We start from the raw sequence: 13,184 nt of genomic DNA on the forward strand, positions 1-13,184 counted from the left end.
TTTTTGTATGAATGAGAAGGAATGTGTGAGGATCTTAAGTTTTTTATTTTGCATACTGTAAGTGAGGAAACTTTGTTGCAAAGCACTTTCTTTCGGTGTTAAAATTACGTTTATGTGAAAGATTCGGGGGTTGTAAATTTATGAGTAAACGAGATTATTATGAGGTCCTTGGGCTTAGCAAGGGTGCTTCAAAAGATGAAATAAAAAAAGCGTATCGTCGTTTGGCTAAAAAATACCATCCAGACGTAAGTAAAGAAGAAAATGCAATTGAAAAGTTTAAAGAAGTACAAGAAGCATACGAAGTATTAAGTGATGATCAAAAGCGCGCGCAATACGATCAATTTGGTCATGCTGGTGCAAATCAAGGCTTTGGTGGCTTTGGCGGCGGAGGAGACTTCGGCGGAGGCTTCGGTTTCGAAGATATCTTTAGTTCATTCTTTGGCGGTGGTGGCGGCAGACGTCGTGATCCAAATGCTCCACGTCAAGGTGCTGACTTACAATATCAAGTTACTTTAGATTTTGAAGAAGCTATTTTTGGTAAAGAGTTAAATGTCGAGATTCCAGTAGAAGATCCATGTGATACTTGTAAAGGTAGCGGAGCAAAACCAGGAACTTCAAAAGAAACATGTAAACATTGCTCAGGATCAGGGCAAGTAAGTGTAGAGCAAAATACACCATTTGGTCGTATTGTAAACCGTCAAGCTTGTGGGCATTGTTCAGGAACTGGTCAAATGATTAAAGAAAAATGTACGACATGTCACGGTTCTGGTAAAGTTCGTAAACATAAAAAAATCAACGTTAAAATTCCAGCGGGTATCGATAACGGTCAACAAATTCGTGTATCTGGAAAAGGTGAAGCGGGCGTAAATGGGGGGCCAGCAGGAGATTTATATGTTGTTGTTCATGTAAGAAGTCATGAATTCTTTGAGCGTGAAGGAGATCACATTATTTGTGAAATGCCATTAACGTTTGCGCAAATGGCACTTGGTGCTGAAGTGGAAGTTCCTACTGTTCATGGTAAAGTGAAGCTGAAAATTCCAGCAGGAACACAAACAGGAACAGAATTCCGCTTAAAAGGAAAAGGTGCTCCGAACGTACGTGGATATGGTCAAGGGGATCAATATGTAGTCGTGCGTGTTGTTGTACCGACGAAATTAACTTCACATCAAAAAGATTTATTACGTGAATTTGCAGGACAAGAAGAGCAGGATGATAGTTTATTCGGAAAGCTTAAACGTGCTTTCAAAGGGGAATAATGGAAATAAAAAATGGAGTTGGTAAATTGTGAAATGGTCAGAAATTAGTATTCATACAACAGAAGAAGCAGTAGAAGCTGTCTCTCATATTTTACATGAAGCTGGTGCTAGTGGAGTTGCGATTGAGGACCCGGCGGAGTTGACGAAAGAGCGCGAGCAACAATATGGTGAAATTTATGCATTGAACCCAGATGAATACCCGGAGGAAGGTGTGTTAATAAAAGCATATTTCCCGCAAACGGATTCTTTACAGGAGACAATTGCAGGTGTAAAATCATCTATTGATGTGCTTCCATCTTACGACATCGAAATTGGTACTGGAAATATTACCGTTAACGAAGTCAATGAAGAAGATTGGGCTACTGCTTGGAAAAAATATTACCATCCAGTACAAATTTCTGATACATTCACAATTGTACCGACGTGGGAAGAATATACACCATCTTCTCCGGAAGAAAAAATTATTGAATTAGATCCAGGTATGGCGTTTGGGACAGGAACTCATCCAACAACAACGATGTGTATCCGTGCTTTAGAAAAAACAGTACAGCCAGGTGACGCTATCATTGATGTAGGAACAGGTTCTGGTGTACTGAGTATTGCAGCAGCAAAATTAGGTGCGGCTTCTGTTCAAGCATATGATTTAGATCCGGTTGCGGTTGAAAGTGCAGAAATGAATGTACGTTTAAATAAAACAGATGATATCGTATCTGTTGGACAGAATAGTCTTTTAGAGGGTATTGAAGGTCCTGTTGATTTAATCGTAGCTAACTTATTAGCAGAAATTATTCTTTTATTCCCTGAAGATGCAGCAAGAGTTGTGAAGTCAGGCGGATTATTTATTACATCGGGCATTATTGCTGCGAAGGAAAAAGTGATTTCTGAGGCGCTAGAAAAAGCTGGATTTACAATTGAAGAAGTGTTACGAATGGAAGATTGGGTAGCAATTATTGCACGAAATGCGTAATATAGATTTTAGTCTATAATGAAAAGGAGAGTCTCTCACTATAAGGTGAGGGACTTGCCGTTTGTTATATGAAAAATGATAACGTTTCGTTCTTTTCGTAAGTATTGACTTACGAAAGGAACGAAACTCTACTAAGGTGATTATATGCAACGTTATTTTGTAGAAGAGAAATATGTAAATGAGACAAGTATTCGCATTGTAGGTGATGACGTACATCATATCGCAAGAGTGATGCGTATGTCAGCTGGTGATCGCATTTATTGCTGTGTAAACGGAAAAACAGCAGTGTGTTCAATTGATGAAATTACCAGTGAATTTATTAATACGGCTATTGTAGAATGGGTAGAGGCGTCAAGTGAACTTCCTGTTTTCGTGACGATTGCAAGTGGACTGCCAAAAGGAGACAAGCTAGAGTTAATTTTCCAAAAAGGAACAGAGCTTGGGGCAGCTGCATTCTTACCATTTCAAGCATCTCGCTCTATCGTAAAATGGGATGCGAAAAAAGCTGATAAAAAAGTTGAGCGTTTAAGAAAAATTGTGAAAGAAGCTGCGGAACAATCACATAGAAGTGAAGTTCCAGAAGTACATGCTCCGGCATCGTTTAAACAATTGCTTTCAATGAGTGGTGAGTATGATGTTTGTCTTGTTGCTTACGAAGAGGAAGCGAAACAAGGCGAGAAATCTAATTTTGCGAAAGCTTTAACGATGATGAAACCAGGTCAAAAGCTATTGATTGTATTTGGCCCAGAAGGCGGTTTAGCTGAGGAAGAGATTACAGCGCTTCGTGAACATAAATTTGTACCATGTAGTTTAGGACCAAGAATTTTAAGAACAGAAACGGCGCCGTTATACGCGTTAAGTGCTGCTTCGTATCATTTTGAATTGATGGGGTGATGATCAATGTCAACTGTTGCGTTCCATACGTTAGGTTGTAAAGTAAACCACTATGAAACAGAAGCCATTTGGCAATTGTTTAAACAAGGTGGATATGAAAGAACTGAATATGAAAAGAAAGCTGATGTATATGTTATTAATACGTGTACAGTAACGAATACGGGAGATAAGAAAAGTCGTCAAGTTATTAGACGTGCTGTTCGTCAAAATCCGGATGCAGTTATTTGTGTAACTGGATGTTATGCACAAACATCTCCAGCGGAAATTATGGCGATTCCTGGTGTAGATATTGTAGTTGGTACACAGGATCGTGAAAAGATGTTAGGATACATCGAAGAATTCCGCAAAGAGCGTCAACCAATTAATGCTGTCCGCAACATTATGAAAACACGTGTATACGAAGAACTGGATGTACCTTATTTCACGGATCGTACACGTGCATCTTTAAAAATACAAGAAGGTTGTAATAACTTCTGTACATTCTGTATTATACCTTGGGCGCGTGGTTTAATGCGTTCGCGTGATGGAAAAGAAGTTATTAAACAAGCGCAGCAATTAGTAGATGCAGGATATAAAGAAATCGTATTAACAGGTATTCATACAGGTGGATACGGTGAAGATATTAAAGATTATAATTTAGCTGGTTTACTTCGTGATATGGAAGCGGAAGTAGGCGGATTAAAACGTCTTCGTATTTCTTCTATTGAAGCGAGTCAGATTTCAGATGAAGTAATTGAAGTGTTAGATAAGTCTGAAGTAGTTGTACGTCACTTACACATTCCGTTGCAATCTGGATCTAATACGGTATTAAAACGTATGCGTCGTAAGTATACGATGGAATTCTTCCAAGAGCGTTTAGATCGTTTGAAAGAAGCGTTACCAGGTCTTGCGATTACATCAGACGTAATCGTTGGTTTCCCAGGTGAAACAGAAGAAGAATTCATGGAAACATACAATTTCATTAAAGAGAATCGCTTCTCTGAGTTACACGTGTTCCCTTACTCAAAACGTACAGGAACACCTGCAGCACGCATGGAAGATCAAGTTCCTGAAGATGTGAAGAACGATCGTGTTCACTGTTTAATTGAACTATCTAATCAATTAGCGAAAGAGTATGCGTCACAGTTTGAAGGCGAAGTACTTGAAATTATTCCAGAAGAGCAATTTAAAGAGGGCGACCGTGAAGGATTATATGTAGGTTATACAGATAACTACTTGAAAATTGTATTTGAAGGGTCAGAAGAATTAATTGGTAAACTAGTGAAAGTGAAAATCACGAAAGCTGGTTATCCATATAATGAAGCGCAATTTGTTCGTGTTCTTGAAGATGATGTGAAAAAAGAATCAGCAAGCGCATAAAGTGAAACTGTAATCAGCGTAGGATTCATCCCCCGCTGATTATTAGCCCTCACCAATCGGGCTTTTACGGGCAGCACGATCCCCACCTAACTTCTTTGTTTTCGCTGAATTTTGAGTGGGGGTCTTACTGCCTGGCAAATAGCGGGCAAAAAAAGCATGCAAACGGAAACGATTTGCATGCTTTCTTTTTTTAGTGGAGACGTTAAGTACTGAAAAGGTATGAAATGAGTAGTTGTTTCGTACATTCCTGTATGAAAAAAGGTGTAATGACCAAAATATAGTTGTCTTCAGGTAAAAGAATAACAGCCATCTGCATAGTTTTTGAAAAAGGAAGAGCATCTATTCTTCTTTTATTCTGCCAAATAGTTGACCTGAAGTGATAAAATGTATTATAATCGTAAAAGACATGCTGAAGAAGTGTTTCTTTTTGCATGCTGAAGTTAGTATGTAAGTGTGATGTTTCGGAGGGAGGGAAAGAGAATGTCAAAAACAGTCGTTCGTAAAAACGAGTCTTTGGAGGATGCACTTCGCCGTTTTAAAAGATCGGTTTCTAAAACTGGTACACTTGCTGAAGCAAGAAAGCGCGAGTTTTATGAAAAACCAAGTGTAAAACGTAAGAAGAAATCTGAAGCGGCAAGAAAGCGTAAATTCTAAGAGAGGGTGTAAGTTATGAGTCTTCTCGGTCGTTTAAACGATGATATGAAACAAGCGATGAAGAATAAACAAAAAGAAAAATTAACCGTCATTCGTATGGTTAAGGCTGCTTTACAAAATGAAGGTATTAAACTGCAACATACTCTTACTGAAGAAGAGGAATTAACAGTTTTAGCTCGTGAAGTAAAACAGTATAAGGACTCCCTCCTTGAATTTAAAAAAGCTGGTCGTGAAGACCTTGTTGATAAACTGCAAAGTGAAATTCAGATTTTAAGCGCATATTTGCCAGAGCAATTAACGGAAGAAGAATTAGCGAATGTAATTAAGCAAGTTATTTCTGAAGTTGGTGCTACTTCTAAAGCAGATATGGGTAAGGTGATGACTGCTGTTATGCCGAAAGTAAAAGGTAAAACAGACGGATCACTTGTGAATAAGCTGGTTATCCAGCTATTAGCATAAAAAAACGTCTCATTTCGTATGAGACGTTTTTTTATGCTTTTTTTCAGTTTGGACGTGATATTACAAGCTCTTTTTTCATACATATGGGATGAGAGGGGGTCTTTTGAGATGAAAAAATTAGAACAAATGAAGAATTGGTTAACGAAGCAAATAGACCTGCCAGTGGATGTGCTAATGGATCTACCTCGGATCACGCTTGTTGGGCAAGTGCATATCTATATAGAAAATCATCGAGGTTTATTAGTGTTTTCAGATAAAGAAGTAAGATTGTTATTAAAGCATGGTCAATTATTAATTAAGGGACAGTCCTTTGTTATTAAAACAATCCTTCCGGAAGAACTTTTGCTGGAAGGGATAATTGAGCAAGTGACATTTTTAGAAGACGAAAAGAAAGAGAAGTGAGGGAAACTTCCGTATGTGAAGTTTTTCTTCTTTATTCTAACAATTTGACCCTACTATTTATGGACAATAAAACTTTGTATTTCATTTTCGTACGAGCTATTTTGCTAATTAAAGTGAAAAGTAGTGTGTCTACTTTTGGAAAGGTAGTGAAGGCAGTAGATGAAAAATAAATGGTTTATAAAGTGGCTTGGATATGTAAAGGTACGAATTGAAGGTAGAGGAGCGGAACGGTTCGTTAACGAATGTGTACGTAGAAAATTATTAGTTTGGGACGTTAAGAAGATTGCTGATGAAACGTTAGTTTTTTGTATGTTATTACGAGATGTGAAAAAAATCAAGCCGATTTATAGAAAAAATGAATGTAAATTATACTTTATTGGGCGTTACGGTTTTCCTTTTTTGAATAAGCGCTTAATTAAAAATAGTGGATTCTTAATTGGTTTTTTAATTTTCTTTTTTGGCATGATTGCATTATCAAATATGGTTTGGAAAATTGAAATTACAGGAGCGAAACCTGAAACAGAATATATATTAATGAAAGAATTGGACAAAATGGGTATTAAAAAAGGAAAATTACAATTCCAAATGCCTAGTGTAGAAGATGTACAACGTCATTTGACAGACAATATTAATGCGATTACTTGGGCAGGACTAGAAATAAGGGGAACGACGTACCACTTTAAAATTGTTGAAAAAAATGAGCCGAAAAAAGAAAAGGAACAAAGACCGCAAAATTTAGTGGCAAAAAAAGAAGCGATTGTTACAAAAACATTTGTTGAAGTAGGAAAACCAGTCGTTCTAAAAAATGATCATGTAGAAAAAGGGCAGCTTCTCGTATCGGGGGTATACGGTAATGAGGAGAGTCAGACGATTGTTTCGGCGAAAGGTATTGTATATGGTGAAACGTGGTATACATCTAATGTGAATGTGCCACTGAAGACGCAATTTCAAGTATATACTGGCAATACGTATAATGAGCATTACCTTAAATTGGGGAGTGCGAAAATAAAAATATGGGGATTTCAACATGATAAGTATAAACGCTCCCGTACGGAAAGTGTAAAGCATGATGTGAAATTATTTGGTTTTACACTACCGATTGCATACGAAAAAGATATAGTGCGAGAAGAGGAAGAAGCGAACCGGGAATATACAGAAAAACAGGCAATGAAAGTAGCAAAAGAGATGGCTGAAAAAGAACTAAAGAAAAAATTGGATGAACATGCTATGATTGTAAGTGATAAGATTTTGAGTAAAGAGGTTGAGGCGGATCAACTAAAAGTCACATTGCATTATACTGTGATTGAAAATATTGCAGAGCCACAACCAATATCCGAATCCGATATTCAAGGAGACTGAGTAATGGCAGAACAATTAGTAGAAATGAACCAACAATTGGAAAATACTAACGAAGCAATCGCTCTTTTTGGAGTCAATGATGCTCATTTAAAAGTAATTGAACGGGAACTGAATGTATCGATTGTAACTAGAGGTGAAACTGTTCATGCATCTGGAGCAGTTGAAACTGTGACACTCGTAGAAAAAATCTTACAGCAATTACTTGTTGTTATTCGAAAAGGTGTGTCAATTACAGAAAGAGATGTTGCGTATGCAATTCAGCTCGCACAACAAGGGAAAATTGCTCAATTTGAAGAGTTATATGAAGAAGAAATTTTTAAAACGGCAAAAGGTAAATCCATTCGTGTAAAAACAATGGGGCAAAGAAGATACATTCATGCAATGAAGAAGAATGACATTGTATTTGGAATTGGACCTGCTGGGACTGGGAAAACATACTTAGCTGTAGTAATGGCTGTGAGAGCTTTAAAGCAAGGGTATGTAAAGAAAATTATTTTAACGAGACCGGCTGTAGAAGCAGGCGAAAGTTTAGGTTTTTTACCAGGGGATTTGAAAGAGAAGGTAGATCCGTATTTACGTCCGTTGTATGATGCTCTGCACGATATTCTTGGACAAGAATATACGCAGCGTATGATGGAGAGAGGTGTAATTGAAATCGCGCCTCTTGCTTATATGAGAGGGCGTACACTCGATGATTCATTTGTTATTTTAGATGAAGCGCAAAATACAACGGGTGCACAAATAAAAATGTTTTTAACAAGATTAGGTTTTAGTTCTAAAATGGTTATTACGGGAGATCCTTCACAAGTAGATTTACCAAAAGGGGTAAAATCAGGGCTTTCGCTAGCTTCTAACATTTTATCTGGTGTATCAGGTCTTTCGTTCATTACATTAGAACAAACGGACGTTGTGAGGCATCCACTGGTGCAACGTATTATTGAGGCATATGATAAAATGGAATGATCCTATTTGTCAGGGTCATTTCTTTTTGTATTAAGGTTGGCGAACGGCATATTTTTTACTATCATAAAAGATAAGAGAAATAAACTATAGGTACTGGTGTATAAAAATGTTACCTAAAAGTATCGTTAGCTAGAAGAAATGAAAGCTATAAATAGTTTCACTTTATTTCTGGAGAGGAGAAGGTATTGAAATCATGTTAAGATCTCAAGAAATTTCTAAGTGGTTTCGTAATTTACAACATTCGAAAAAACTAAGTTGGATTTCTTACGTTTTATTAGGAGCAGTGCTGTTTTTTGCACTTATGAATAATGTGAAACCAGAGCAATTAGATGTTGATATGTATTCTATTGCGAAAAAAACAATTCACTCTCCTATTAAAATTGAAGATAAGGTTATAACGGACAGAAAAAAACAAGAGGCCGCTCAAAAAGTCGGGGATCAATATACATATAGAAGTGAATATAAACAAAATAGAGTAGATATTGTAAATGATGTTTTTGCCAAGGTAAATGAAGTAATTCAGGAGATGAAAGCTGCTGGACCTGAAGAGCAAAAAAAGATGACCGATGCTAATAAATTAGAAAAGTTGAAGAAGAAGTTGCCATCTAATTTAACAAAGGAATTATCTGATGAGATTTTACTGTACTTTATTAATTCAGAACCGGATCAACTAGAATTAGCAAAGAACGCGGCTTTAACGTCTGTTAGTGTTATTATGGGTGGAAATATTAAAATGTCCGAAGAAATAGCAGCAAAAGAGCGATTTGTTAATGAAATGAAAAGCCTTAATGTGAATAGCGGATTGAAGGAAGCTGTTAATGCGCTAGGATCATATGCGATTACAGCAAATTATTTTTATGATCCGGTTGTAACGAAAGAGAAGAAGAAAGCGGAAGAGGATTTAGTCCCACCTGTTTATATTCTTCAAGGACAAGTTATTGTTAGAGAAGGCGAAACAATTTCAAGTGATATGTATAATCAGTTGAAATTAGTCGGTTTATTAGAGAAAGGTAATAGTTTTCAACCTTATGTTGGATTAGCGGTGCTCATTGGTGTGTTATTATACTTTATGCATAAGCAGTTTGAAGTATTTTTACAGCGGAAAAGAGAAGATAGACCGTATATTTTAGCGTATATTACAATTTTGTCTATCACGATTGTTTTAATGAAAATTATTAGTTTGTTTCAAAAGCTTGAATATGCAGGAATTGCGTATGTTGTCCCGGTTGCGATGGGAACAATACTTGTAAAACTAATGATTGGCGATCGATTTGTATTTTTAACAAGTATGATTTTTTCTGTGTGCGGAAGTATTATGTTTAATGAAGGGGTAACAAGTACACTGAATTATAGTGTAGGTATTTATGTGTTATTAAGTTCATTATCAGTGAGTATTTTCTTAAGAGAAAAAAATCGTCGTACGATGATTTTGCAAGCTGGTATACTTGTTTCTATCTTAAATGTAGTCGTCTTGGCGGCATTATTATTATTACGTAATGGGAATTTTTCACCTCTTGAAATTGGTACGCAATTATTAATGGCTTCACTTTCAGGGATTATCTCTTCCGTTTTAGCTATGGGGATATTACCTTATTTAGAAAGTGGACTTGGAATTGTATCAAGCATGAAGCTTATGGAACTATCAAGTCCGAATCATCCGCTTTTGCGTAGAATTTTGTTAGAAGCACCAGGAACATATCATCATAGTGTAATGGTAGCGAATCTTTCTGAAGCGGCTTGTGAAGCAGTTGGAGCAAATGGTGTATTAGCACGTGTAGGGGCATATTATCATGATGTAGGAAAAACAGTACAACCGCAATTCTTTATTGAAAACCAGATGGGAATTGAAAACCCACATGATAAATTAGATCCTGTGACGAGTAAAGAGATTATCATTGCTCATGTAACTGATGGAGTAAGGATGCTCGAAGAATACCATATTCCGCAAGAAATTATTGATATTACTGGACAACATCACGGTACAACGCTCCTTAAATATTTTTATTATAAGGCGATTAAAGAAGATAAAGAAAAATATACAGAAGAGATGTTCCGTTATCCGGGATCAAAAGCAACTTCTAAAGAATCGGCAATCGTTGGTATCGCTGATAGTGTTGAGGCGGCGGTACGTTCTATGAATCACCCAACACCAGATCAAATTAATAATTTAGTACAAAGTATTATTAAAGATCGCCTGCAAGATGGGCAATTTAGTGAATGTGATTTGACATTTAAGGAACTACAAATCGTTGGAAGAACGTTATGTGAAACGTTAAATGGTATTTTCCATTCGCGTATTACATATCCGGAACCACCGGAAGAGAAGGAGAAAGAATGAGTTTATTAATTGATTTCATTGATGAAACAGAAGAAGTGAAAGAAGAATATGTGAATTTAATTCATGAAATATTAGGAAAAGCAGCTCAAATGGAAAAAATAGAGGATGGTGCGGAGTTATCAGTGACATTTGTAGATAACGAACGCATTCGCGAGATTAATCGTGATTACCGAGATAAGGATCAGCCTACTGATGTCATTTCCTTTGCTATGGAAGAAATGGGAGAAGGGGAAATGGAAATTGTAGGTGTAGAGATGCCGCGTATGTTAGGTGACCTTATTATTTCTATTCCGAGAGCGAAAGAACAAGCTGAAGAGTATGGACATTCTTTTGATCGTGAACTTGGCTTTTTAGCGTTACATGGCTTTTTGCATTTACTTGGTTATGACCACATGACAGAAGAGGATGAAAAAGAAATGTTTGGAAGACAGAAAGAAATTTTAGATGCATTTGGATTAGGGCGATGAAAAAAGGAAAACTTATAGATAGTTTTGGGTATGCTATAGCAGGTGTATTCTTTTGCCTTCGTCATGAACGAAATATGAAAATTCATTATTTAGCCGCAGTCATTGTTATATGCTGCGGCTTTTATTTCCATATTACGAAAGTAGAGTGGATGGTATTACTTATTGTAATAGGAATTGTAATGAGTTTAGAGATGGTAAATACAGCTGTGGAAAAAACCGTAGATTTAGCGACTATCAATATACATCCGTTTGCGAAAATTGCAAAGGATGTCGCAGCGGGAGCAGTTTTATTGTTTGCTATAATAGCTGTTATAATTGGTGCTATTATCTTTTTACCGTATGTGGTATAGTTGCATTCCAAAGTTTTTATTAAGCTTTGGAAGTGCCGTAAAGGCCTTTAATAAGAGAGTGTATCTATTCACAGCTGTGAACAGGAAGGATGCGGGAATATGAATAGTAAACAATTAATTCAAGAAGCAATCGAAGCGCGTAAACAAGCGTACGTACCATATTCTAAATTTCAAGTAGGTGCAGCATTATTAACACAGGATGGAAAAGTGTATCGTGGATGTAATGTTGAGAATGCATCATATGGCCTATGTAACTGTGCAGAAAGAACAGCTTTATTTAAGGCGGTTTCTGAAGGAGATAAAGAGTTTGTAGCTATCGCGATTGTGGCGGATACAAAGCGTCCAGTACCTCCTTGTGGAGCATGTCGACAAGTTATGGTAGAATTATGTAAACAGGATACGAAAGTATACCTGTCAAATTTACATGGTGATGTTCAAGAGACAACGGTCGGAGAATTGTTACCAGGAGCATTTTTAGCGGAGGATTTACATGAATAGAAAAGGTTATAAATCAGGTTTTGTCTCTATTATTGGCAGACCGAATGTTGGGAAATCTACATTTTTAAATCGTATTATCGGCCAAAAAATTGCTATTATGAGTGACAAGCCACAAACAACTCGTAATAAAATTCAAGGCGTATATACAGAAAATGATTCACAAGTAATTTTCATTGATACACCAGGAATACATAAACCTAAACATAAACTAGGTGACTTCATGGTGAAGATGGCTCAAACGACATTAAAAGAAGTTGATATCGTTCTGTTTATGGTCAATGCAGTCGAAGGATTTGGTCGTGGTGAGGAATTCATCATTGAGAAGTTAAAAGAAACGAAGCAACCAGTATTTTTAGTCATTAATAAAATTGACCAACTTCATCCAGAACAATTATTAGAGTTAATTGATCAATATCGCAAACTACATGAATTTGCAGAGATTGTACCGATTTCTGCATTAGATGGTAATAATGTGGACGCTTTAATTGGAACGATTAAAAAGTATTTACCAGAAGGACCACAATACTATCCAGATAATCAAGTAACGGACCATCCGGAGAGATTTATTATTGCAGAGCTTATTCGTGAGAAAGTACTACATTTAACACGTGAAGAAGTGCCGCATTCTGTGGCTGTTGTTATCGATGCAATTCAAAAACGCGAAGGCGGGGCAGTTTATATCAATGCAACGATTGTTGTTGAACGTCCATCGCAAAAAGGGATTATTATCGGTAAACAAGGGAAGATGTTAAAAGAAGTTGGTAAGAGAGCTCGTTTTGATATTGAAGCATTACTTGGTTCTAAAGTATTTTTAGAAGTATGGGTAAAAGTGCAAAAAGATTGGCGCAATAAAATGTCTCAGCTTCGTGACCTTGGTTTCCGCGAAGACGAGTACTAAAATAGAGTAAAGCTGTAATCAGCGGATGTTTTGTTCATCCGCTGATTATTGGTTTTATGAGTTTTGATAAATTAGGAAAAATTTTTCTCACATGAAAATGGACAAAATGGGTCAATTTAATAACAACAAAGGAAATTGGTTTATAGGCTACGCTTATTGAGAAAGGTGGATTCTTATGCTAGATTTTACCTGGAAGTTTTTCTCCAAAACAGGAAGCATTGAAACGTATTTGCTTTTGAAAGAAATGGAAAAAGACGTAAACGATGAGATGGATCAACATGAAGAGGAGCTAGCGCATCTAGACTCTCCAATTTCTTGAC

At 36.7% G+C, this 13,184-nt stretch carries 15 protein-coding genes; all 15 read left to right on the forward strand.

Features of this window, described 5'->3' with window-relative positions; genetic code table 11:
- Positions 1 to 140 precede the first annotated feature (140 nt).
- Positions 141 to 1,256, forward strand: a complete 1,116-nt coding sequence (gene dnaJ, locus ACQVV1_RS03545; protein WP_063222922.1) for a molecular chaperone DnaJ — start codon at positions 141 to 143, stop codon at positions 1,254 to 1,256.
- Between the two features lie 28 nt (positions 1,257 to 1,284).
- A complete protein-coding gene (prmA, locus tag ACQVV1_RS03550; protein ID WP_063222923.1) occupies positions 1,285 to 2,223 on the forward strand; it encodes a 50S ribosomal protein L11 methyltransferase in 939 nt (312 codons plus the stop codon).
- A 144-nt stretch (positions 2,224 to 2,367) separates the two neighbouring features.
- Positions 2,368 to 3,117, forward strand: coding sequence for a 16S rRNA (uracil(1498)-N(3))-methyltransferase (locus ACQVV1_RS03555; RefSeq protein ID WP_242252271.1), 750 nt, complete (start codon positions 2,368 to 2,370; stop codon positions 3,115 to 3,117).
- A gap of 6 nt (positions 3,118 to 3,123) precedes the next feature.
- Positions 3,124 to 4,476 (forward strand): tRNA (N(6)-L-threonylcarbamoyladenosine(37)-C(2))-methylthiotransferase MtaB, encoded by a 1,353-nt coding sequence (mtaB, locus tag ACQVV1_RS03560; RefSeq protein ID WP_431168630.1) that lies wholly within the window; start codon positions 3,124 to 3,126, stop codon positions 4,474 to 4,476.
- A 480-nt stretch (positions 4,477 to 4,956) separates the two neighbouring features.
- Positions 4,957 to 5,130, forward strand: coding sequence for a 30S ribosomal protein S21 (rpsU, locus tag ACQVV1_RS03565; RefSeq protein ID WP_000048061.1), 174 nt, complete (start codon positions 4,957 to 4,959; stop codon positions 5,128 to 5,130).
- Positions 5,131 to 5,145: 15 nt separating this feature from the next.
- Positions 5,146 to 5,589: a GatB/YqeY domain-containing protein gene (locus ACQVV1_RS03570; protein ID WP_060632306.1), complete on the forward strand. Its 444-nt coding sequence runs from the start codon at positions 5,146 to 5,148 to the stop codon at positions 5,587 to 5,589.
- A 108-nt stretch (positions 5,590 to 5,697) separates the two neighbouring features.
- Positions 5,698 to 5,991 (forward strand): sporulation protein YqfC, encoded by a 294-nt coding sequence (yqfC, locus tag ACQVV1_RS03575; protein WP_000732265.1) that lies wholly within the window; start codon positions 5,698 to 5,700, stop codon positions 5,989 to 5,991.
- A 159-nt stretch (positions 5,992 to 6,150) separates the two neighbouring features.
- Positions 6,151 to 7,350 carry a sporulation protein YqfD gene (gene yqfD / locus ACQVV1_RS03580; RefSeq protein ID WP_242252269.1) on the forward strand — a complete coding sequence of 400 codons (1,200 nt, stop codon included), beginning with the start codon at positions 6,151 to 6,153 and terminating at the stop codon, positions 7,348 to 7,350.
- Positions 7,351 to 7,353: 3 nt separating this feature from the next.
- Positions 7,354 to 8,313 (forward strand): PhoH family protein, encoded by a 960-nt coding sequence (locus tag ACQVV1_RS03585; RefSeq protein WP_016086243.1) that lies wholly within the window; start codon positions 7,354 to 7,356, stop codon positions 8,311 to 8,313.
- A 193-nt stretch (positions 8,314 to 8,506) separates the two neighbouring features.
- The gene (locus ACQVV1_RS03590) at positions 8,507 to 10,651 is read left to right on the forward strand and encodes an HD family phosphohydrolase (RefSeq protein ID WP_431168631.1); all 2,145 of its coding nucleotides are present in this window, start codon (positions 8,507 to 8,509) and stop codon (positions 10,649 to 10,651) included.
- A complete protein-coding gene (gene ybeY / locus ACQVV1_RS03595; RefSeq protein WP_242252268.1) occupies positions 10,648 to 11,118 on the forward strand; it encodes an rRNA maturation RNase YbeY in 471 nt (156 codons plus the stop codon). The genes ACQVV1_RS03590 and ybeY overlap by 4 nt, the downstream gene beginning before the upstream one ends.
- Positions 11,115 to 11,468 (forward strand): diacylglycerol kinase family protein, encoded by a 354-nt coding sequence (locus ACQVV1_RS03600; RefSeq protein WP_242252267.1) that lies wholly within the window; start codon positions 11,115 to 11,117, stop codon positions 11,466 to 11,468. Before ybeY ends, ACQVV1_RS03600 begins: the two co-directional genes overlap by 4 nt.
- 99 nt (positions 11,469 to 11,567) lie before the next feature.
- Positions 11,568 to 11,966: a cytidine deaminase gene (locus tag ACQVV1_RS03605; protein ID WP_001086294.1), complete on the forward strand. Its 399-nt coding sequence runs from the start codon at positions 11,568 to 11,570 to the stop codon at positions 11,964 to 11,966.
- Entirely contained in the window at positions 11,959 to 12,864 is a 906-nt protein-coding gene (gene era, locus ACQVV1_RS03610) for a GTPase Era (protein ID WP_048531222.1), read from the forward strand. The genes ACQVV1_RS03605 and era overlap by 8 nt, the downstream gene beginning before the upstream one ends.
- A gap of 175 nt (positions 12,865 to 13,039) precedes the next feature.
- Complete coding sequence (locus ACQVV1_RS03615; protein WP_000883924.1) at positions 13,040 to 13,183, forward strand: YqzL family protein; 144 nt, start codon at positions 13,040 to 13,042, stop codon at positions 13,181 to 13,183.
- Position 13,184: the final 1 nt, after the last annotated feature.

The organism is Bacillus basilensis (genome assembly GCF_050630465.1).
GTDB classification, from domain to species: Bacteria; Bacillota; Bacilli; order Bacillales; family Bacillaceae_G; genus Bacillus_A; species Bacillus_A basilensis.

Excerpts from the sequence above, each read along its gene's own strand:
- ACQVV1_RS03605 (WP_001086294.1), top strand. The coding sequence starts at position 11,568 with ATGAATAGTAAACAATTAATTCAAGAAGCAATCGAAGCGCGTAAACAA.
- rpsU (WP_000048061.1), top strand. The coding sequence starts at position 4,957 with ATGTCAAAAACAGTCGTTCGTAAAAACGAGTCTTTGGAGGATGCACTT.
- ACQVV1_RS03590 (WP_431168631.1), top strand. The coding sequence starts at position 8,507 with ATGTTAAGATCTCAAGAAATTTCTAAGTGGTTTCGTAATTTACAACAT.
- mtaB (WP_431168630.1), top strand. The coding sequence starts at position 3,124 with ATGTCAACTGTTGCGTTCCATACGTTAGGTTGTAAAGTAAACCACTAT.
- ybeY (WP_242252268.1), top strand. The coding sequence starts at position 10,648 with ATGAGTTTATTAATTGATTTCATTGATGAAACAGAAGAAGTGAAAGAA.
- yqfC (WP_000732265.1), top strand. The coding sequence starts at position 5,698 with ATGAAAAAATTAGAACAAATGAAGAATTGGTTAACGAAGCAAATAGAC.
- era (WP_048531222.1), top strand. The coding sequence starts at position 11,959 with ATGAATAGAAAAGGTTATAAATCAGGTTTTGTCTCTATTATTGGCAGA.
- ACQVV1_RS03615 (WP_000883924.1), top strand. The coding sequence starts at position 13,040 with ATGCTAGATTTTACCTGGAAGTTTTTCTCCAAAACAGGAAGCATTGAA.
- ACQVV1_RS03570 (WP_060632306.1), top strand. The coding sequence starts at position 5,146 with ATGAGTCTTCTCGGTCGTTTAAACGATGATATGAAACAAGCGATGAAG.
- ACQVV1_RS03555 (WP_242252271.1), top strand. The coding sequence starts at position 2,368 with ATGCAACGTTATTTTGTAGAAGAGAAATATGTAAATGAGACAAGTATT.
- ACQVV1_RS03585 (WP_016086243.1), top strand. The coding sequence starts at position 7,354 with ATGGCAGAACAATTAGTAGAAATGAACCAACAATTGGAAAATACTAAC.
- ACQVV1_RS03600 (WP_242252267.1), top strand. The coding sequence starts at position 11,115 with ATGAAAAAAGGAAAACTTATAGATAGTTTTGGGTATGCTATAGCAGGT.
- yqfD (WP_242252269.1), top strand. The coding sequence starts at position 6,151 with ATGAAAAATAAATGGTTTATAAAGTGGCTTGGATATGTAAAGGTACGA.
- dnaJ (WP_063222922.1), top strand. The coding sequence starts at position 141 with ATGAGTAAACGAGATTATTATGAGGTCCTTGGGCTTAGCAAGGGTGCT.